The 20,716-nt window shown below is 26.6% G+C and carries 20 protein-coding genes; 2 read left to right on the forward strand and 18 right to left on the reverse strand.

The window, feature by feature from the left end; translation table 11 throughout:
* A complete protein-coding gene (locus tag ACFIJ5_RS15705) occupies window positions 1-606 on the reverse strand; it encodes a thymidine kinase (RefSeq protein WP_379808681.1) in 606 nt (201 codons plus the stop codon).
* A 385-nt stretch (window positions 607-991) separates the two neighbouring features.
* Here ACFIJ5_RS15705 and rpmE point away from each other — a divergent pair, with 385 nt between their 5' ends.
* Entirely contained in the window at window positions 992-1,204 is a 213-nt protein-coding gene (gene rpmE / locus ACFIJ5_RS15710) for a 50S ribosomal protein L31 (protein WP_379808683.1), read from the forward strand.
* A gap of 21 nt (window positions 1,205-1,225) precedes the next feature.
* Here rpmE and rho read toward each other — a convergent pair whose 3' ends face one another.
* From rho to ypeB, 9 genes are all read right to left on the reverse strand, one after another.
* Window positions 1,226-2,665 carry a transcription termination factor Rho gene (gene rho, locus ACFIJ5_RS15715; RefSeq protein WP_379808685.1) on the reverse strand — a complete coding sequence of 480 codons (1,440 nt, stop codon included), beginning with the start codon at window positions 2,663-2,665 and terminating at the stop codon, window positions 1,226-1,228.
* 186 nt (window positions 2,666-2,851) lie between these two features.
* On the reverse strand, window positions 2,852-3,205 hold the full coding sequence (locus ACFIJ5_RS15720) for a hypothetical protein (RefSeq protein WP_379808687.1): 354 nt from the start codon (window positions 3,203-3,205) through the stop codon (window positions 2,852-2,854).
* 153 nt (window positions 3,206-3,358) lie between these two features.
* The gene (locus ACFIJ5_RS15725; RefSeq protein ID WP_379808689.1) at window positions 3,359-4,960 is read right to left on the reverse strand and encodes a CTP synthase; all 1,602 of its coding nucleotides are present in this window, start codon (window positions 4,958-4,960) and stop codon (window positions 3,359-3,361) included.
* Between the two features lie 252 nt (window positions 4,961-5,212).
* A complete protein-coding gene (locus ACFIJ5_RS15730; protein ID WP_379808691.1) occupies window positions 5,213-5,527 on the reverse strand; it encodes a ribose-5-phosphate isomerase in 315 nt (104 codons plus the stop codon).
* Between the two features lie 83 nt (window positions 5,528-5,610).
* Window positions 5,611-6,951 carry a sigma-54 interaction domain-containing protein gene (locus tag ACFIJ5_RS15735; RefSeq protein WP_379808693.1) on the reverse strand — a complete coding sequence of 447 codons (1,341 nt, stop codon included), beginning with the start codon at window positions 6,949-6,951 and terminating at the stop codon, window positions 5,611-5,613.
* Between the two features lie 54 nt (window positions 6,952-7,005).
* Window positions 7,006-7,434 (reverse strand): YwiB family protein, encoded by a 429-nt coding sequence (locus ACFIJ5_RS15740; RefSeq protein WP_379808695.1) that lies wholly within the window; start codon window positions 7,432-7,434, stop codon window positions 7,006-7,008.
* Window positions 7,435-7,450: 16 nt separating this feature from the next.
* A complete protein-coding gene (locus ACFIJ5_RS15745; RefSeq protein ID WP_379808697.1) occupies window positions 7,451-8,434 on the reverse strand; it encodes a tRNA 4-thiouridine(8) synthase ThiI in 984 nt (327 codons plus the stop codon).
* A gap of 48 nt (window positions 8,435-8,482) precedes the next feature.
* Window positions 8,483-9,514, reverse strand: a complete 1,032-nt coding sequence (locus ACFIJ5_RS15750) for a D-alanine--D-alanine ligase family protein (RefSeq protein WP_379808699.1) — start codon at window positions 9,512-9,514, stop codon at window positions 8,483-8,485.
* A 492-nt stretch (window positions 9,515-10,006) separates the two neighbouring features.
* On the reverse strand, window positions 10,007-11,374 hold the full coding sequence (ypeB, locus tag ACFIJ5_RS15755; protein WP_379808700.1) for a germination protein YpeB: 1,368 nt from the start codon (window positions 11,372-11,374) through the stop codon (window positions 10,007-10,009).
* Between the two features lie 248 nt (window positions 11,375-11,622).
* Between ypeB and ACFIJ5_RS15760 the strand changes: the two genes are divergently transcribed.
* Window positions 11,623-12,750, forward strand: a complete 1,128-nt coding sequence (locus ACFIJ5_RS15760; protein WP_379808702.1) for an MGDG synthase family glycosyltransferase — start codon at window positions 11,623-11,625, stop codon at window positions 12,748-12,750.
* Window positions 12,751-12,755: 5 nt separating this feature from the next.
* Here ACFIJ5_RS15760 and spoIIR read toward each other — a convergent pair whose 3' ends face one another.
* The 8 genes from spoIIR to ispE all read right to left on the reverse strand — a co-directional run bounded on the left by spoIIR (window position 12,756) and on the right by ispE (window position 20,630).
* On the reverse strand, window positions 12,756-13,385 hold the full coding sequence (gene spoIIR, locus ACFIJ5_RS15765; RefSeq protein WP_379808704.1) for a stage II sporulation protein R: 630 nt from the start codon (window positions 13,383-13,385) through the stop codon (window positions 12,756-12,758).
* An 83-nt stretch (window positions 13,386-13,468) separates the two neighbouring features.
* Window positions 13,469-14,650, reverse strand: a complete 1,182-nt coding sequence (locus tag ACFIJ5_RS15770; protein ID WP_379808706.1) for a Ger(x)C family spore germination protein — start codon at window positions 14,648-14,650, stop codon at window positions 13,469-13,471.
* Window positions 14,637-15,752 (reverse strand): GerAB/ArcD/ProY family transporter, encoded by a 1,116-nt coding sequence (locus tag ACFIJ5_RS15775; protein WP_379808708.1) that lies wholly within the window; start codon window positions 15,750-15,752, stop codon window positions 14,637-14,639. Before ACFIJ5_RS15775 ends, ACFIJ5_RS15770 begins: the two co-directional genes overlap by 14 nt.
* 48 nt (window positions 15,753-15,800) lie before the next feature.
* Complete coding sequence (locus ACFIJ5_RS15780; RefSeq protein WP_379808710.1) at window positions 15,801-17,264, reverse strand: spore germination protein; 1,464 nt, start codon at window positions 17,262-17,264, stop codon at window positions 15,801-15,803.
* A gap of 31 nt (window positions 17,265-17,295) precedes the next feature.
* On the reverse strand, window positions 17,296-17,502 hold the full coding sequence (locus ACFIJ5_RS15785) for a CLC_0170 family protein (RefSeq protein WP_379808712.1): 207 nt from the start codon (window positions 17,500-17,502) through the stop codon (window positions 17,296-17,298).
* A gap of 483 nt (window positions 17,503-17,985) precedes the next feature.
* Window positions 17,986-19,002, reverse strand: a complete 1,017-nt coding sequence (locus tag ACFIJ5_RS15790; RefSeq protein ID WP_379808714.1) for an SPL family radical SAM protein — start codon at window positions 19,000-19,002, stop codon at window positions 17,986-17,988.
* Window positions 18,953-19,759, reverse strand: coding sequence for a 5'-methylthioadenosine/S-adenosylhomocysteine nucleosidase family protein (locus tag ACFIJ5_RS15795; RefSeq protein WP_379808716.1), 807 nt, complete (start codon window positions 19,757-19,759; stop codon window positions 18,953-18,955). The genes ACFIJ5_RS15790 and ACFIJ5_RS15795 overlap by 50 nt, the downstream gene beginning before the upstream one ends.
* Before the next feature lie 28 nt (window positions 19,760-19,787).
* On the reverse strand, window positions 19,788-20,630 hold the full coding sequence (gene ispE, locus ACFIJ5_RS15800; RefSeq protein WP_379808718.1) for a 4-(cytidine 5'-diphospho)-2-C-methyl-D-erythritol kinase: 843 nt from the start codon (window positions 20,628-20,630) through the stop codon (window positions 19,788-19,790).
* Between the last annotated feature and the right edge of the window lie 86 nt (window positions 20,631-20,716).

Consider the following 20,716-nt stretch of genomic DNA (forward strand, 5'->3'; position numbering starts at 1 on the left):
TTATTTTATTTCTTCTTTAATATACTCTTCTTTATATTTAAAAAAACATTTAGCACATAATGCTTCATACTCAACATCATCTTCCTTTTCTATAGCAACTTGATTTCCTTCAAAAACAAATCTTCCATTAATTTTTCTACCATTTGCTATAGCTTTTTTTCCACAACTACATATATTTTTTAATTCCTCAATGCTGTGTGCTATTAAAAGCAATCTAGAACTTCCCTCAAATCCATTCATTTGAAAATCAGTACGAAGTCCATAGCAAATCACCGGAATATCCATTTTTACAGCTATTTTAAGTAATTGATCTATTTGATTTTTTTTGAAAAATTGAACTTCATCTACTAAAATACAATCTATTTTTTCATTAACTTCTGTCCATTTTTCAACCTCATCATATACATTTGCCTTTTGTGGTAAAAGTAAATCTACCTTTCTCGTTACCCCTATTCTAGAAACTATTTTATCTCCACCTTTAGTATCGGTTTTAGGCTTCATAATTAAAATTCTCATACCTCTCTCTTCATAATTATGAGCCACCTGAATCAAATTTGTTGACTTTCCACAATTCATAGCACCATATCTAAAATATAATTTACTCATACTTATTACCACCTTATCTACTATTACTTTTACTTTGTTATACTCTATTTATTATATTGCAATTTGTTGTCATAATCAAAAACTATTTTATTACAATTACCAATATACAATTCAACTTTTAAACTTTTATAAAATAAAATTCATACTAAATAATATATCAAAAATTTTAATAATCTTCACTTTAAAAAATCATTGTTACTTGCTCTTCGTTGTTTCTACTTTAAATTTGGGGTTAAATTTTATACTTTTTCATCCATAAAAATTAAATATGAACTACATAGTTCATATTATTAAATAATATTTTATTGACTAATTAAATATATAATGCTATAATCTAGTAGTTGAAAATGCCGTTAGCAGTGGTAGTTTGAGAGAGGTGAGAAGAATGAAAAAAGACTTACAACCAACATATTATCATGATGCAGTTGTAAAATGTGCTTGTGGTAATACTTTCACAACTGGATCTACTCAAAAAGAGCTTAAGGTTGAAATATGCTCCAAATGTCATCCTTTCTACACTGGTAAACAAAAGATGGTTGATACTGGTGGAAGAGTTGAAAAATTCTTAAAGAAATACAACATGACAATGGAAGAATAAAATTAATGGGAAAGATAATTATTATCTTTCCCATTTTTCTTTATTATATATTTTAATAAATTCTTTATTATTCTTTGTCTTAGACATAGAATTTATCAAAGCTTCTGTAGTTTTTTCTCCATTTCCTTCTTTATACATATATTTTCTTAAATTAAATGCAACTTCCATTTCTTCTTTAGATAACAATAAATCTTCTCTTCTTGTTCCTGATTTAAATATATCTAAAGCAGGGAAAATCCTTCTTTCTTGAAGTTTTCTATCCAAATGAACCTCCATATTTCCTGTTCCTTTGAATTCTTCAAATATCATATCATCCATTCTACTTCCGGTTTCAACAAGTGCTGTAGCCAGAATAGTTAAACTTCCCCCTTCTTCGATGTTTCTTGCTGCACCAAAGAATTTTTTAGGCATTATTAATGCTCCTGGATCAAGACCACCTGATAAAGTTCTTCCTGTAGGATTTATAGTTAAATTATACGCTCTTGCAAGTCTAGTTATACTATCTAAAAGTATCACTACATCTTGACCTTGTTCAACCATTCTTTTAGCTCTTTCTAGAACCATGTATGCAACTTTTGAATGATGTTCAGGTTCTTCATCAAAAGTTGAATATATAACTTCCCCATGGATTGAACGCTGCATATCAGTAACTTCTTCTGGTCTCTCGTCTATTAAAACAACTATAAGTTTAGTTTGTGGGTGATTTTTTTCAATACTAGTAGCTATTTTCTTTAAAAGAGTTGTCTTTCCCGCTTTAGGAGGAGCCACTATCATACCTCTTTGGCCTTTTCCTATTGGAGAGATTATATCCATGATTCTTGTAGATAAATCAATTTGACTAGTCTCAAGTTGTATCCTTTGTCTAGGATAAATAGGCGTTAGTGTTTCAAATTTTTTTCTATTTATTGCTTTTTGAGGATTTTCTCCATTTACTCTTTGAACATATAGGAGAGCTTTAAATTTTTCTCCTTCTTTAGGAAGTCTTACTTTTCCTTCTACTTCATCACCTGTTTTTAAATTAAATTTTCTTATTTGAGAAGGAGAAACATACACATCTTCAGAACTTGTTAAGTAATTTTTTCCTCTTAAAAATCCATAACTATTATTCTCATTTATTTCTAATACACCTTTAGCTGTATTAGACTCCTTAATCATTTTCAGCTTCTCTTTAATAGCTTTATTATTCATATTTGATTTAGAAATTTCACTTATTTTTATATCATCTTCAACCTTTTTGTTTGATTCCTTTAAATTATTATTCTTATCTTTCTTTTGGAATGCTTTAGGAGAAATTTTTTCTCTTAATATTTCACCATCTTTTTTTATGTACACAGGTGACACTTTTTGAATTTGTTCAATCAATTCAACTTTTTTATATTTAGAGTATCCCTTAACTCCTAACTCTTTTGCCATCTTCTTCAGTTCCATTACTGTCATCTTGCTCAAATCCTTATTAGACAATTCACCATCTCCTTAATATTAAGTTGTATTATATTAACCTTGGGAAATTTTCTTAAAGGAATTACTTGAAGTGTGATACTTTATATATTATAACTTATTTGTATATTTAAATCTACACAAATAATAAAAAATTAACCAACATATTCTAAATTTTTGGTTAATTATACTAAGTTAATTTATTTTTTATCACCTAAGTGTACAAATCATTTTATTTATTTCACTATTTATATGTTCATACTTATTCACTTTTTCCATAATTTTATCTTCTTTTCCAACTAAAAATAGAGGAACATTTAAAACTTCACATCCACCTATTAACATATCCTTTTTCATCAAATCACTTATAATATATTTATAAAAATGCTTTTGATCACACAAAGGACACTGAATCTCAAATATTATTTCCTTCTTTTTAATCTTTACTCTCAAGTAATCAAAGCCTTTACAGACATATTCTAATTCAAATAAAGAAACTGTTTTAACATTATATTTATTTAAATAATTTTTTAATGCTATAGTAATATTAGTATTAAATACCACTTTACTCCCCTCCTACCTATTTTTATTCTATATTTATTATTAATTTCCTTTATTTAAAATTAACTTCATTCTTTAAATCGTCAAAATATGACAATAAATAAAATAAGCTGTAAGATAGTTTTTGTACTATCTTACAGCTTATTAACTTTCACTTTATTTATTATTCATTGAAGCTTTTATAAATTCTCTAAATAATGGATGTGGTTTGTTTGGTCTTGATTTTAATTCTGGATGAAATTGTACTGCAACAAACCAAGGATGATCTTTAAGCTCTACAATTTCTACTAATCTTCCATCAGGACTTGTTCCTACAAATTGCAGACCTTTTTCTTGTAATTGTTTCTTATATTCATTATTGAACTCATATCTATGTCTATGTCTTTCATAAATAATTTCTTCATTGTATGATTCAAAAGAATATGTATCATTTTTTAGTTTACAAGGATAAACTCCAAGTCTCATAGTTCCACCTTTTTCATCTACATCCTTTTGATCTGGCATTAAATCTATAACAGGATATTTTGTTTCTGGATTTATCTCTGAACTATGCGCTCCTTCTAACCCTGCTACATTTCTTGAAAATTCTATAACAGCACATTGCATTCCAAGACAAATTCCGAAGAAAGGAACTTTATTTTCTCTAGCATATGTTATAGCTTCTATTTTTCCTTCTATCCCTCTATCTCCAAATCCTCCTGGAACAAGTATTCCATCTACATCAGATAAAATATCTTTAACATTTTCTCTAGTAACTTCTTCTGCATTTATCCATTTCACACTAACATCAGCATCATTTTCTAATCCACCATGACTTAAAGCTTCTACTACTGATATATATGCATCATGAAGTTCTACATATTTTCCTACCAATCCTATTGTAACTTTTTTAGTTAAATTCTTCATTTTATTAACCATTTTAATCCAACTTTGAAGTTCTACACCTTCACAATTCATATTTAATTTTTTACATACTAAATTATCTAATCCTTCTTTATGAAGCAAAAGTGGTACTTCGTATAAATTTTCAGCATCCAAGTTTTGAATTACAGATTCTCCATCTATATTACAGAATAATCCTATTTTATCTTTCATTTCTTCAGAAAGAGGTCTTTCTGATCTGCATACTATTACATCTGGTTGAATACCTATGCTTCTTAATTCTTTTACTGAATGTTGAGTTGGCTTAGTTTTAAGTTCTCCTGCTTTTCCTAAATAAGGTACTAATGTAACATGTATGAAACACACATTTTCTCTTCCAACTTCATATTTTATCTGTCTTATAGATTCTAAAAATGGTAATGATTCAATATCTCCTACTGTTCCACCTATTTCTGTTATAACTACATCTACATCTTTTTCTTTAGCTACTCTATATACTCTACTTTTTATTTCATTAGTTATATGTGGTATAACTTGAACAGTTCCACCTAAATAATCTCCACGTCTTTCCTTAGATATAACAGACCAATATATTTTTCCAGTAGTAACATTACTGTTTTTACTTAAGCTTTCATCTATAAATCTTTCATAGTGTCCTAAATCTAAGTCTGTTTCTGCTCCATCATCTGTTACAAACACTTCACCATGTTGATATGGACTCATTGTACCTGGATCCACATTTAAGTATGGGTCAAATTTTTGAATTGAAACTTTTAACCCTCTATTTTTTAACAGTCTTCCTAATGAGGCTGCAGTAATTCCTTTTCCTAATGAAGAAACAACACCACCAGTGACAAATATGTATTTAGTATCCATCCGTACTCCTCCTTAATTTATCTTTAAAATAAAAAAAACTTTTGTTTTCACAAAAAAAATATTGACATACATAGAATTAAATATTATAATTTAAATTACCCTATAATTTACAATAGAATTTTTATGTCTCAAAACATATTTATTATAATACCACATTTTTTTAAAATACGCTATACTTTTTTTGCGTTTTTTATTTTTTTTTATTTGTACGTAAATATGAATTTCTAAACCAGCATCATATCATCAAAAACTCTACATAGATTTTTTGTTTTCATTCAAAGTTTGTTCAATTATATCATCAGCTTCAAAGTATAAATCTCTAAAATATTTGTTAATTAAAAATTTTTCCTTAGCTTTTTTAGTTTCATATCCTATAACATTTCTATTTTTTATTTTAAAGTCTTTATTAAATCTTTGTATATTTTCACAATGATACTTTTTCAATAATAAAAATAACATATATTTGCAATTTGTATCCTTTAGTATTTTAAATAATTCTTCTTTGCTAATCCCATTCATTTCACAAATAGTTTGTATAATAATATTATACCTATCTTCTATTTTCATAATATTCCTCCTAATAATATTTAACATTAAAATTATTGACAAATTTTAAATATGTTAAACAAAAGAGAAACTAAATGAGACCATTATTCTATAATATTAAATTTTTTTATTTTATATTGCAAAGTTTGTCTTGGTATACCTAAATTTTTAGCTGTTTTTGAAATGTTAAAATTATTTGTTTCCAACTCATTTTTTATATACTGATTTTCTATACTCATTAATTTTTCTTTTAAAGAAAGCGTTTCTATACAGACATCAGTATAACACTTTAAATCTTGTAATGTTATAAATCCCTCTTGTTTAAAATTAAATATGCTTTCTAAAGTATGTTCAAGTTCTCTTACATTACCTTTCCATTCGTAATTTACTAGCTTACTTAATGCATCTTCATCTATTCCCTCTATACAATTACTAAATTCATTATTAAATTTTTTTATAAAATAACTTATTAAAACAGGTATATCTTCTCGTCTTTTTCTAAGAGGTGGAATATTAAGCCTCAATACATTTAATCTGTAATATAAGTCTCTTCTAAACCTTCTATTTTGTAATATGTACTCTGGACTCTCATTCAAAGATGCTATTATTCTAACATCAACATGTTTAGTATTATTATCTCCTATTCTTCTTATACATCCATCTTGAATTACCCTCAATAACTTTCCTTGAAATTTAATAGGCATAGAATTAATTTCATCTAAATACAAAGTCCCTCCATTAGCTAGTTCAAAAAGTCCTTTTGCAGCTTTTGCACCAGTAAAACTTCCATTTGTTGTACCAAACATAGTACTTTCAAATAATTCTTCAGGTATAGCTGCACAATTTTGTACTATAAAAGGTCCCTTTTTTCTAAAAGAATTATTATGAATAGATTGTACAAATAATTCTTTACCAGTTCCTGTTTCCCCATATATTAATACTGGAGAAGAAGAACAAGCTATCTTCAAAGCTTTTTTCTTTAAATTAAGTATTGGCTTACTTTTACCTAATATATTTATAAAATCATACCTTATATTACTATTTTTTTTCTTCATTACTATATTTTTAAGTTTAATTTTACTAGTATTGTCTCTTACATCATATTTTTCATTTAAAACTATTCCCAAAGCTCCTACTATTTTTTTTTTACACATAATAGGATAAGAAGAATTGATCGTAATCAATTCTTCTCCTTTATAATTTATGTATTTAGTCTTCTTTCTTAAAATAATTTTATTTTTATTTAATGCATTAATTAAATTACTAGTATCATATGTTAATGTTGGATATACTTGCAATAAATCTTTACTTAATACTGCCTCTCTATTAATAGATTGAATCTTTTCAAGAGCACTATTTACAAAAACAACTTTATGTAACTTATCAATTATGATTACACCTTCATTTAACCCCTCAAATACATCATACAAATATCTCTCAACCATATCCCCACTATCCTTTTATTTAAAATCATTGTATATTACCATACGTTAAATTAATTAACTTAGTTTATCTTCTGCTTTAATATTTATTTCCAAGGAAGTATTTTGCACTTTTTCTCCAATAACACCTAAATTATAATTTACGTATACATGTCCACCATATTCATCCATATTAATATCTATATCCTTAGTTTCTACTTCCAGTTCCAATGTTCCATAAGGTGTATTGTATAAAATTATATCTTTATACTTTTTTTTAAAATTCATCTTTGTACTAGTAGTTCCCATTCTAATAAGGCAAAGCTTCTCTGGAGATATTTTCAACGTAGTAGTCGTCCCTTCCATTCCTGATATTTCTGTTTCATCATATACTGCAAAATACGAATCTTCTTTTTTGTAAAACTTTCCAGGAGTTACTACTTCTACTTTCTCTTTCTCATTTCCCTTTTGTTTGCTTGTCACAGAAATTATAGCTTTTTTCTTCATATTATCACTCTCACTTTTATTTTATCATATATTTATTTAACTCCTCATCACTAGCTGCTTTAACATCTATATACTCATTTAAAGGATGTTTATAGTTATTATATCTGATAACAAGACTATCTTCATCTTTTCCTTTACAATACCTAGCTGTAACTTTTGCCGCAAATTCTGTATCCTCTTCATTAGGACTGCCTACAATCACAACCATAGATCCTTTAAAATCTCTACACAAAAATACTAAATCTTCTTCTTTCAATAATTCCTTAATCATATCAGCTTCCTCTGCTGTTCTAGTAGAAATTATCTTAGCATTTTCACTAACCCTAAAATGTCTTCCTATTTTTAAAAGCTCTAATTCTCTTTCCTCTACATTTTCTTTATGAGTTAATAAATCTTTAAGTCTTCCAGCATAATTTGGTTCTGTAAGCTTACATCCTCCTGCTGGTGATGGATAATCTTTTATCCCCCACTTTTTTGCTAATTCCATTTGATCTTTTCTTCCTCTACCGCTTATTCCTAACAATCTTTCCCTATCTACCAAACCATCTAATTCCATTTGTGTTGGTGGTAATACTTTAGCACAAAGAGGTCTTAATATTTTATCTGCAAATCCAGATTCTTTTTTAACAACATTTAGAGAAGATTTATTTTGAGACATAGGTCTTTGATTTAAAACTTCCCCAGTTATAATAAAATCTGCATTCATTTTTTCTAACAATTTTCCTGCATAACTCATCATCATTGCATGACAATCTATACATGGATTTATATTCTTACCATATCCATGTTTAGGATTCTTAACCATTTCAAAATGTTCTTTAGAAAAATCAATAACCTCTAAAGGAATGTCTATTTGCTTAACCATTCTTTTAGCATTTTTTTCATTAAAAAAATAAGATCTGAAACAAATTCCTATTACTTCAATTCCTTGTTCTTTAACTAATTTAGCTGCCAATATACTGTCTAATCCACCTGATACTAATGCTAATGCTTTACTCATATAATCACCTTTCATTATTTAAATTCTACATTTTTTTATTATTACCTTTTAATTATTATTTCTTTCAATAGCTAATTCAATAAGTTCACTTATAAGTTCACTATATTTCTCGCCTTCATTTTCCCACATTTTAGGATACATACTTATTTGTGTAAACCCTGGTATAGTGTTAAGCTCATTTAAATATACTTCTTCTGTACTTTTATCTACTAAAAAGTCAACTCTAGCCATTCCTGCACAATCTAATATTTTATAAATTTTAATTGCAGTTTGTCTTACTTGTTCTAATTTATTTTTATTTAAATTAGCAGGTATAAGTAATTTAGATTGTACACTTTTATATTTTGAATCATAATCATAAAATTCTCTATCTGGAATAATTTCTCCTGGAGTAGCTGCCTTAACTTCATCATTTCCTAAAACTGCAACTTCTACTTCTCTAGCATTAATAGCTTCTTCTACCAAAACTTTTCTATCATACTTTAAAGCTTCTTCTAATCCTTTTATTAATTCTTCTTTGTTATGAGCTTTTGTTATACCAACTGAAGAACCACTATTAGAAGGTTTTATAAATATATTATACCCTAACTTTGATTCAATAATATTTATTATTTCATCTTTATTTGTTTTGTAATCATGTCTATTTACTACCACATAATCTGCTTGCTTTATTTGAAAATTTTCTAATACATATTTTGTATAAACTTTGTCCATACATACAGATGAAGACATAACTCCTGGACCTACACAAGGTATATTTAATAATTTACATAATCCTTGTATAGTTCCATCTTCACCATATAATCCATGAAGCACAGGAAAAACTACATCAACTTCGCCATTAAATAAAATTTTATGAGCTTCTGGTGTTTTGTAAAATACATCTTTTTCCCATTCTCCACTCTCTATTTTATCTAAATTTCCAGTATATTCAAACCATTTTCCATCTTTAGTTATTCCAATTGGATACACTTCATATTTATCTTGATTTATGTTTCTTAAAACTGATGCAGCTGAAACTCTTGAAACTTCATGTTCTGTGGATTTTCCTCCAAATAAAACTGCAACCTTTTTCTTCATATTTTATCTCTCCTTATTATCTATTATTCAACTTTCGCAGGTGAAAAACAACCGCTGCGGTAAATGATATCTTGCTCAGAAACCTTTTACTTTAAAGATAATTAATAGTTAATAATGAATAATTAAGGAAATTTTGCCTTAGGGCAAAATAACTAATATAATTAAAGATTTTTGCTAAAGCAAAAATCAACCTTCATTATTCATTTTTAATTATTAATTCTTAATTGATTTTAAATGTTTCTTACGCAATATATCATTTACCTTCGCTAGGTAGTATTTTTGTCCTGCGAAAGTTGAGCTATTATTTATTGTTATATAATTAGCTTGTACTACTAATTAATAGTTTAGTTATTTTTAATTGTTTTATCAATAGATTTTTAATTTTTAAATTAACTTTAATTACTTAGTTAATTTAAATAAAAACTATGAATTTTTTATCATAAAAAAAGATCTTCAAAATTAAATTTTTGAAGACCTTAAATATTACATTTATTATATAGTCAATTGACCATTAGGGGTATTGATAATTTGGATTATCCTTCTCTCATATCCAGTTTTTGCATCTATATAAACAATAAAACTTTTATCCTTATACACCCCATTAAACTCATAACACAAAACCTCTTTATTTGTTTCTGTAGGAATCACTGCTAATTTTACAGTATTTATCTTTAAATTTTTTCCTACTCTTTCCTTAGCCTCTTCTTGATTTATTTTAGGTATTGGTATATTTCTTTTATCTGTATGAGCTATTAAATATTTTTCTCCTTCTATACCTATGACTTCACCATTATCCATTGCAATTTTTAATTTAATTTGATCTGGATATACTACTACATTTCCCTCATTATATACATAACTTATTACAGCTGTATTATCGTATTTTAATGTATAAGTTGAGTTCATATTTTTATAACCAATTTTTTTCAAGTATTGTGAACCCAAAAGCACAGCTTTATCCATATTTATTTTTGATTTTTCTACTCCTCTATTATTTAGTAAATATACTACCTTTCCTCCATGTTTAGTAACTTCACAAACTATACTGCTTTTTTCCTTATTTTTTAATGTTACATGAAATCTATAGGAATCCATTTTTGTACTTTTTTCTTGATCTTTACTTTCTATTTTTTGAATTCTATCATTTCCAACAATATTTCTTACTACTTTTTCAGCTTCCTGTTTCGAAACTATTTTAGCACTATTTATTTTAGGCTTTATCTCCAGTAAATTATCTGAAAAAGGTCCATCATAAATGAGTGCAGGATATTGTGCTATTTCTTTTTGTATATTACTAAATTTATTAGACAAAAATTTTTCATTATCTTGTTTTGCTAAAACACCACTTGTTTTCTTTCTAATTTCTCCCCATCTAACTTTCCCTTCATTTATTCCTTCAAGTACTTTTCCCAATCTTTTTTCTAATTCATATGATTCTAATTCTAATAGATTTATATTTTTATAATCTTTTTCTGTAAGTTCTCTATCCTCCGAAGCGCTTCGTGTTAAAGAAAAACAAAAATCTCCTACTTGAGATAGAAATTTACTCGTTTCATCTATAGTTCGCATCTCTATAGGAAGAGAATGTAACTTATCATTTGCTATAGATGAATATCTAAATATTTCCTGAAAAACAACGATACTTTGATCTTTTGAACCTACTATACTAGCTTTTGCTAAATTAGATCTTATATTTTGAACAGAATTTATAAGTTGATACATATTTTTACTATATTCACCTTGAAGATAATTTCTATAATCTGTTCTTTCCAAAGTCATTAAAATAGCAAAAGTGGTCGAAAATACTATTATCAAAGTACTTATTATAGTATATATAATTCTCTTTTTGGACATTTTCATTTATCGTTCCCCCTAACTATTTAACAGTTAAAAAACAAAAGTTGAGAATTACTTTTATTTTTCTCAATTAACATATATATATACATTTGTTCAAAAAAAACTACATCCAAATTGAAAATCACAGCACTTTAATAAATAAAAATCTTTTACTTTAAAACTATATACACAAAATAGGATAATATTTGTTAATACCTGATAAATTGTATATAATAATACTTAATAACAATTATATTTAGAGGTGAATCGTAATGAACGTACTAATATTAACAATCTCTGCTGGCGCAGGTCATATGAAAGCCTCAGAAGCATTAAAAGAATACATATTATCAAATGATAGTAACTCAAAAATAGAAATTATAGATACTTATAAATACATAAATCCAGTATTAGAAAAAATCTTAATTGGTGGATATATCAAAGCAATAAAAAAATCACCTTCATTATTTAAAAAATTATACAATCATACTGAAACAGATAATAGTCTTGCAATTGTAAGTACTAAAATCAATGAAATACTTGCATTTAGATTACTTCCTAAAATTAAAGATATTAATCCAGACATTATAATTTCCACTCATCCTTTTCCAAATGAAATTATGTCTATATTAAAAAATTATAATGAACTGAAGATACCTACAATTTCACTTTTAACCGATTATGCACCTCATAGTTTTTGGATTCGTCCAGGAATAGATGCTTATATTATTTCTAATGATGAGATGACTTACGAAATGACTTTACGAGGTGTAAATAAAGCTAATATTTTCAGTTATGGAATTCCAGTATTGCCCAAATTCACAAAAAAGTATAATAGACAAGAACTATTACAAAGTTTAAATCTATCTCCAAATAAAAAAAACTTGCTAATAATGGGTGGTAGTTTAGGAATAGGAAAAATTATTGATGTGTACATAGATTTATGTCAGATTGATGAAGACATACAAATCATAATAATTACTGGTAATAATAAAAAATTATTTAATGAATTAAAAACTTTAAGTAAAACTTCCTCAAAAGAAACAAAAGTAATAGGCTATACAGAAGATGTAAATAAATATATGCAGTGCTCTGATATTCTCATAACTAAACCTGGTGGAATTACAATTACAGAAGCACTTATATCTCATACACCTTTAGCTTTATTTTCAGCAATACCTGGTCAAGAAGAAAAAAATGCTGAATTCTTGCTTAAACATAATTTAGCAATAACTATTGAAGATTTTCCAACATGTAAAGATGCAATAACTAGTTTACTTCATTCTCCAAATAAATTAAAATCTATGAAATTAAATTGTGATAAATTTTCTAAACCTAATTGTGGCAATGACATATATAATCTTATAAAAAAAATCACCGCACAACACGGAGATTTTTAAAGTAATTAATTATTCAATATTTTTTTAAAACTTTCTATTATTTTAAACTTTAATACTACGTTATTATTTATAGTGTTATCTACCATTTTATATTCTTTATCAGATAACACTTTCTTCATTTCTGATTTTGTTTCGTTGTTAGCTACTTCCCCTCTTGTTATATCAACAAAACATAATGGTGGAAACATAACACACCACCAATTATGTCCTTCTCCAGTTCCTATTATTATTCTATATGCTTCGTATTTACCTTGAGGTAACGTTATATTTCCATAAGTTTTAACAGGGAAATTTTCATTTGATAAAGTAGTATTAATTTTATAAGTGTAGCCTTCTTTTTTTACAACCTGCTGTGCAATTTTTTTAATTTTATTATCATTTTCTAATAATATTTTTCTAGATTCTTGTATATTTTTGGAGTTCTTAAGTTTTGGCTGCATATATTGTAAAACTTTATCTCTTACTTTTAATTTAAGTGCTTGATCTTCTTGTAAATCACTATTTGCAATAACATGAAATCTTATTATTTTACTTGCCACTGACTTTTGAATTTTATTACCATCTACAGCCATTACATTTCTAAAAGATATAGCTAAAATCATGATACATATTATTAAACTAATTATTTTCTTCATAAATCTATTCCCCCACATCATTAATAGTTTGTGAATCTATTAATGATTATTTCCATTATTTTGAATATTATTCAAAAATATTATTATTTTGCAACTCCAATTCTTCTTATACTTGTTTTTACATTTACTGTTACAGCTATATCCTTATACTTGTCATTCCAGTCCTCTTTTATTTCATCCCACAAATTAGGTCTATATTTCCTTAAATAAACTCCAAAATCAACAAGATCGCTATCTATTTTTTTTTGAGTCATAGATAAAAATTTTTCACAATTATTCTTTATAGCCTTATTATATTCCTTTTCAATTTCTCGTAATTCACTTTCGTTGAAGATATCACTATCTACATAATAGCCTTTAATTCTCCCTTCAATTAATATATCTACATTAAACAATAATTTATCATCTAACTTATCAAATCTTATTTTTCTTGATACATCATCAACGAAGAAATCTAACAAATGTTCTTTATATACAATTGTTCTCTTTCCACCTTTTAATCTTCCTTTTAAAAGTTCAAGATCAGATACTTGTTTAGGATTTAATTGTCCTATCATCTTATAATTTTTTATTACAGCTGCGCCTTCTAATGAAATTTCATTTTGTGTTTTATCATATTTTATTTTAGGAACTACAGTATCACCACTTTCACTTAAATGTGTTAAAAATTCATTTAAAGTGATTGGTAATACAAAATTATTTTTCTCACTATTTTCCATAACACCTGTTATGTAATTTTCTATATTTTTTTCCATGAAAGGTTTGTATTTTATATAATCTTCCGCTTTACCATCACAAACTATAACTAATAAATTTCTATTTATAGAAGGATGTCGTTGGATATAATCAATAATTTCCTTTACAGTATCTGGGTATTGTAATATCTCAGCACTTAAAATTAAAAGCTGTGCGTGTCCTGAATACATCATTCTACTACTTTTTCTTGCTACTTTACATATTGCATCCTGGAATGAATAGGCATCTATAGACATGGTATTTTCTTCTGCCGTGCCTTCCCCTTGCTTTATTTTAGCCAAATCAGGGAAACCAAAAGTAATTTTTAATTTATTCATTTCTTTTTCCGTTAAAGTATATCCCGTATTTAGTGATTTTATTTTTTTCTCATCTTGTATATCTTTTCCAATATCTATTCCTATATTAGATATAAATACTCTTCTATCTATTTCTATTTTATCCCAGCATCCAGTTAAAAATATACACATAAAACACAACAACATAATAAAAATTCTTTTACTTCTTTTCATAAGTTTTATCTCCTCTTCTTCTAATAACACTTATAAAAAATAGTATAAATATAATTAATACTAAATTAACAATATTGAGTACACTACTAAATTTTCTTTGTAATTGATACACACTTGCTATATTTTCAGGATATAATGCAATTACATACACAAATGGAATAAGAATTAAAGATGATAACTTTATATCTTCTAATTTAAACATGTTTTTTAATATATCAGCAGAAAAATAATATGTATTCACAAAAGTTGTAATATAAAATAGTATCCAAAACGTCATTACTATTCCTTCCCACTGTTCTACAAATCCTCCTGGTATATCTATACATTGAATCATTGTCAATATAGGCCACAATAAAACTTGAGTTTGCTTCACCCCAAAAGCAGCTAAAGAAAATATTATAGTAGCCACATAAAAAATAGTTATGAATACTATACTTTTAAAAAGCACTTTTGGAATACCTTTTTTTTCTTTCATATGTGGTAAAACTAAATAAGCTATTTCAAATCCACCAAAAATGAAAATAGCAGGATGTAGTGCTTTTACATAATTCATAGCAGGATTATGTAATATAGGAAAAACATTAGTAAAATCTGCTCCTTTTATTACAAATATAAATACAATGTATATTGGAACAAACATAAGCCAAAACATTATTTCATTAAATTTAATTAAAGTCTTTATTTCATTTCTCACAACATACATTCCCGTTAAAATCATAATTAAAAGTATAAACTCAGTTGGAGTTTTTTCTAACAAATACATTTTAAGCACTTCTGCAAAAGCCCTCATTCCTATAGATATGTAAAAAATATTATATACAATAAAAAAAATGCCTATTATTTTGCCTAATGTACTACCAAAATTATTTTTTAATATATTGTAGAAATTATCAAAATTATTCATTCTAACAATTCTATATATTAAATATAATAATCCTAGCGTTATAGCTCCCCCAACTATAGTTACTATCCATCCATCACTTTTTACAATTGATGTCATCCTGTTGGCATATGAAAATATACCAACACCTACTACATTTACTACGATAGTAGCAAAAAGTTGATACTTGGTTACAAAATTTTTTTTATTTTGTCCATTCATATCTCAACTTACTTACGTAAGTAATTCACCTTCTTTCCTATGTTATTTTTACTTTTGTCTTATTTTATCTTTAGTATGCATATATTCTGGTCTTTCCTTCATTTTGTCCATAGGATATCTGAAAAACATATCTTTAAAATCTTTTTTATTTTCATTTACCAAAGGAGCTAAATAAGGTACTCCAAAACTTTTCAATTTTATTAGATGTACAGAAACAATAATAAGTACAAGAACAATACCATATAATCCAATGATAGACGCTGCTATAATAAGCATAAATCTAACTAATCTAAAGGCGTTAGTTATTTGATAATTAGGTATCATAAAACTTGTTATGGCAGTAGCCCCTATTATTATCACCATTATAGGACTTACTATCCCCGCACTTACTGCTGCCTGACCTATAATAAGGCCTCCTACAATACCTATAGTTGCACCAATGGGTTTGGGAAGTCTCGCCACAGCTTCCAATAAAAATGCCAAGCTTATCTCCATTATTAGCGCTTCAACAAACGCTGGAAATGGAACTCCTTCTCTACTGGCAGCTATGGAATATGCCAATTTTGTTGGAATTATAGATGTATGAAATGATGTTACTGCTACATATAAAGCTGGAAGAATTGAAGCTAAAAAAACACCTAAGCCTCTTAATATTCTTATAAAAGATGTATTAAAAATTCTTTGATAGTAATCATCTGGAGATTGAAAAAAGTTAGGTAATGTTGCTGGAGCTACTATTGCAAAAGGAGAATTATCAACAAGCACTGCAACTCTTCCTTCATATAATGCTGCAGCAACTACATCTGGTCTTTCAGTACTTTGTAATTGAGGAAACAATGAATATTTATTATCCTCAATATATTCTTCTACATATCCACTATCTAGCACTGCATCTATATTAATTTTTTCTAATCTCTCTTCTAATTCTGTTACAATTGTCTCATTAACTATATCTTCAATATACATTATTGCTACATCCGTTTTTGATCTTACTCCTAATGTCTTTGCCTTTATTCTCAATCTAGTATCCCTTATTCTTCTTCTTACAAGGGCAGTATTAAACCTAATAGTTTCTGTAAACCCTTCTCTTGCACCTCTTACTACAGTTTCCCCTGATGGTTCATTTACTCCCCTTGCTGGCCAAAAACGTGTAGCAATAACATATGCACTATCAAGCCCATCTATTAAAAGAAGCGTATCTCCTGATAAAAATGCATTTATCCCCTCACTTAATTTATCAACTTCTCGCATATCAGAAACAGTTAAAAGTTTCTTTTTAATATCCTCAACTTCATTCACATCTTTACTATAAATCATTAATGTTTCTAATACATAATCATCTAATAATATCTTATCTGCCATTCCATCAATATAAATAAGTGCTGCCTTCATATTACGTTTTATATAAAATTCTCTATAAACTATATCTGAATTATCTTTCAAAATTTCTTTTATATATTTAACATTATCATCTGTATTTAGTTCTATAGTGTCCTTTATCTGCTCTTTCAAACCAATCACGTCCTCTTCTTTCAATCATTAGTTAAACAAATATATATCTTAAAATATATAAACATATAGCTAAAATTATAATAGTATCACCAAATACTCTTGCTTTTTTTGCTCCTGATATAACATTATTTTTTTTAAAATTATTATAATCATATATTCTTGTTACTAATCCTTGTACTATCATTAGTATTAAAAAGTATTTATCAAATAAATCTAAAATATTTTTTATTCCATCCATTGTTATCCCTCAAATTTTCATAATGTATTATTTATTTTTTAAAGTATCTACTTTATTTTTACACATATAAATTAAAATATTCATAAATTGTAAAACTCTAAGCAAAGGCATACACATAAAAATAAAAGCACTATCAAAATTTATTTAAACACAATAAATTTTGATAGTGCTTTCTCATACTTATAAAAATATTTTATTTATTCTATAACTCAACTTTCGCAGTAAAAAATACTGCTTAGCGAAGGGAAATGATATCTTGCGTAAGAAACATTTGAACAAAGTTTACAAGTTCTTAGCTTTACGAATTTGAAAAAAGTCATTTTTTAATTACTGATTCCTACGGAATATTAATTAAAAAATCTTTTTTCAACATGAGTAAAGCTTAGAACTTGTTACTGAAGTGAAAGGTTTCTAAGCAAGATATCATTTCCCGTAGCGGCTATTTTTCACCTGTGAAAGTTGAATTCTATAAATAACTACCTTTTAATAAACTTTACTTTTGTCTATAAATTTTATTACTTCATTATACACAAAATCTCTCATATATTTTGAATCCTTATAACTTACGCCACCTTTAGTTCTTTCTAAGGAATATGCAAAAATATTACTAAATTCATTTAGTTTATGTATCCTTTTTATGTGATCAGTACTCATCCTAAAAACTCCTAAGTTCACATCTCTTATACTGTCATTTGGTATTACCATAAAAATGTTTTGTACAAAATCAGAATAAACGTTTTCAAATTCTTTTATTTTCATTATTGGTTCTATAGAAATCCTAATTTTTATTCCTTCTGATATAGCCAACTTTATATCTTCAAGTCTAGCATTTATACTAGGTGTTCTATGTTCATACATTTCAATAATTTTTTGCGGAGAAAGTGTCCATGCAAAAATTATATTTTTAGGAATATGTTTATAAGCTATACTTTTAAAGTTATTACTCTTGGTTCTAATCTCTATTAAAACATTCGGATTTTCAATTGCGAAATCTATCCATTTTGAAACAAAACCAGTTATATTCTCAAAGGCAAGCAAATCTGAATCATAAGATATACATAAATATATTTTTTTATTATTACTTACCTTTTTTACTTCATTAAAAAAGTCTTCAATATTAACAAATATAACCACATTACTTGACTGATACAATCCTTTCAAATAACAATATTCACAATCATAAAAACAATTTAATATGTTTGAACTATAATAAAAATTACTTTCTCCAAAGTTCTCACAAAATTCTGATCCTGTATATACAAAATCAAACTTCTTCTCAGCAAGAATTAATTTTTGTGATTTTTTTTGTTCATTAAAATTTTGTCTCACTCTATTAAATACATCCTTGTAATTTTCAATCTCAATTATTTTACTATTAGGAAATTTATTTAATATTTCTATAGTATTTTTATGATTTAATATTTCTCTTTCCACATATATGTGAGAAAAATTACTCTGATAATTTTTCAATAAGTTTCTTGAATTGTTTTTTTGATTCATTTTTAACCGTCACCCTTACATTTATAAAATCATTTAATTCAGGACTAATTCCTTCTCTTATGATATATGAAATATATTTTTTTCTAAACTGAATTTTTTGGTTTTCAGTTAAATTTAAATTTAGTGATATATTTTGTATATTATGAATGTCAAATTTGTTTAACAATTCACATTTTTTGAAACAATTCACTAAGTTATCCACATGTTTAATGATTTTTTCAATATTATTGTTGATAATTTTATCAATAAATCCTTTTTCCAACTTCTTATTACTTAAATTATCTGAAACTATCTTTATAATATGTACTTGATGAGGCCCAACAAATTTTGTTGCCGCTTGAAAAAAACCACTTGCTTCCATATCACATGTATCTCCTATATTTGAATCTACCACAATATTAGAAAATGTTTCTATTGTGCCTTCTTGGAACTCATGTTTTAAAAGAATATCTGGATACAAATTTCTTTTATTATCCACATCAATAATTTTATTTATTAATACACACTCACCTATTTTTCTCTTTTTACTTCCACATATTCCAATATTTAAAATTATATCATCACAATTTAATTGTGCTTGAGATAAAATATAACTTGTAGCAATAGCAGCATTTATCTTTCCTATTCCACTTACCACCAATTTCATTTCTTCATTTTCAAACACTTGAAAATTTTTGTAAGTTCCATTTCTTTTTAACCTATAATATTCAATAAAAGGTTTCGCTTCACCATAAAAAGCATTAACAATATATATCATATTCTCACCTTTTCCTATCTACATATATCTAAATAGTTCTAGTAATATACACTTCTTTATAATTTCTTTTTAAAAACTCATAACATCTTTGAGCAGTTAACATATCTTCAAAAAAACCAAATACGCTTGGACCACTTCCACTCATAAGACTTCCTAATGCTCCCATGTTAATCATTGTCTGTTTTATTCCTTTTATTACAGGATATTTTTTAATCGTTATATTTTCAAGCACATTTTTCATGTTTTTACTTACAAATAACAAATCATCCTTTTCCATAGATTTAATTATTTCTTTAGTTTTAGGATGCTTATATAATTTATTAATGTCAAAAGCCTTGTAAACCTCCTTAGTGGATACTCCAAAGCTAGGTTTAACCAGTACTAATATCTTATCTTTAAAAGATTTTAAAGATTTAACTTTTTCACCAATTCCTTCACAAAGTGCAGTTCCCCCCATTATACAATATGGTATATCAGCACCGATTTTAACTCCTAACTGCATAAGTTCTTCATCTGATACATTTACATCAAATAACCTTCTCATGCATTTAAGTACTGCCGCACCATCTGTGCTTCCCCCCGCTAATCCTGCAGCTATTGGTATATTTTTATTTATATGAATATCAACCCCATATTTTATATTATAGGTATCTAAAAAAAGTTTAGCTGCCTTATAAGCTATGTTTCTTTCATCTACAGGAACAAACTTTTTATTACATGTTATTTTAATACCTTCTAACCTTTTTTTAACATTTATAACATCATATAAATCAATATTTTGCATTATCATTTTTAATAGATGGTATCCATCTTCTCTTTTACCTACTATATCTAATGAAATATTTACTTTAGCATACGCTTTAACTTGCATTTTGTATCCCCCTACTTAATTGTTAACTTCTTATAAATTATATCATATTATTACTGAACTTTTTCAGATGAAAATAGACCTATACA

The sequence above is a fragment of the Haloimpatiens myeolchijeotgali genome (assembly GCF_042688525.2).
Taxonomy (GTDB): Bacteria; Bacillota; Clostridia; order Clostridiales; family Clostridiaceae; genus Haloimpatiens.

What these genes read in the sequence shown, in the direction of transcription:
- ACFIJ5_RS15740 (WP_379808695.1), bottom strand. Translation starts at nt 7,434, where the DNA reads ATGAAGAAAAAAGCTATAATTTCTGTGACAAGCAAACAAAAGGGAAAT.
- ACFIJ5_RS15795 (WP_379808716.1), bottom strand. Translation starts at nt 19,759, where the DNA reads ATGATATATATTGTTAATGCTTTTTATGGTGAAGCGAAACCTTTTATT.
- spoIIR (WP_379808704.1), bottom strand. Translation starts at nt 13,385, where the DNA reads ATGAAGAAAATAATTAGTTTAATAATATGTATCATGATTTTAGCTATA.
- ACFIJ5_RS15770 (WP_379808706.1), bottom strand. Translation starts at nt 14,650, where the DNA reads ATGAAAAGAAGTAAAAGAATTTTTATTATGTTGTTGTGTTTTATGTGT.
- ACFIJ5_RS15790 (WP_379808714.1), bottom strand. Translation starts at nt 19,002, where the DNA reads ATGAATCAAAAAAACAATTCAAGAAACTTATTGAAAAATTATCAGAGT.
- ACFIJ5_RS15735 (WP_379808693.1), bottom strand. Translation starts at nt 6,951, where the DNA reads ATGGTTGAGAGATATTTGTATGATGTATTTGAGGGGTTAAATGAAGGT.
- ACFIJ5_RS15725 (WP_379808689.1), bottom strand. Translation starts at nt 4,960, where the DNA reads ATGGATACTAAATACATATTTGTCACTGGTGGTGTTGTTTCTTCATTA.
- ACFIJ5_RS15750 (WP_379808699.1), bottom strand. Translation starts at nt 9,514, where the DNA reads ATGAAGAAAAAGGTTGCAGTTTTATTTGGAGGAAAATCCACAGAACAT.
- ACFIJ5_RS15730 (WP_379808691.1), bottom strand. Translation starts at nt 5,527, where the DNA reads ATGAAAATAGAAGATAGGTATAATATTATTATACAAACTATTTGTGAA.
- ACFIJ5_RS15705 (WP_379808681.1), bottom strand. Translation starts at nt 606, where the DNA reads ATGAGTAAATTATATTTTAGATATGGTGCTATGAATTGTGGAAAGTCA.
- rpmE (WP_379808683.1), top strand. Translation starts at nt 992, where the DNA reads ATGAAAAAAGACTTACAACCAACATATTATCATGATGCAGTTGTAAAA.
- ACFIJ5_RS15785 (WP_379808712.1), bottom strand. Translation starts at nt 17,502, where the DNA reads ATGGATGGAATAAAAAATATTTTAGATTTATTTGATAAATACTTTTTA.
- ACFIJ5_RS15745 (WP_379808697.1), bottom strand. Translation starts at nt 8,434, where the DNA reads ATGAGTAAAGCATTAGCATTAGTATCAGGTGGATTAGACAGTATATTG.
- ispE (WP_379808718.1), bottom strand. Translation starts at nt 20,630, where the DNA reads ATGCAAGTTAAAGCGTATGCTAAAGTAAATATTTCATTAGATATAGTA.
- ACFIJ5_RS15760 (WP_379808702.1), top strand. Translation starts at nt 11,623, where the DNA reads ATGAACGTACTAATATTAACAATCTCTGCTGGCGCAGGTCATATGAAA.
- ACFIJ5_RS15775 (WP_379808708.1), bottom strand. Translation starts at nt 15,752, where the DNA reads ATGAATGGACAAAATAAAAAAAATTTTGTAACCAAGTATCAACTTTTT.
- ypeB (WP_379808700.1), bottom strand. Translation starts at nt 11,374, where the DNA reads ATGAAAATGTCCAAAAAGAGAATTATATATACTATAATAAGTACTTTG.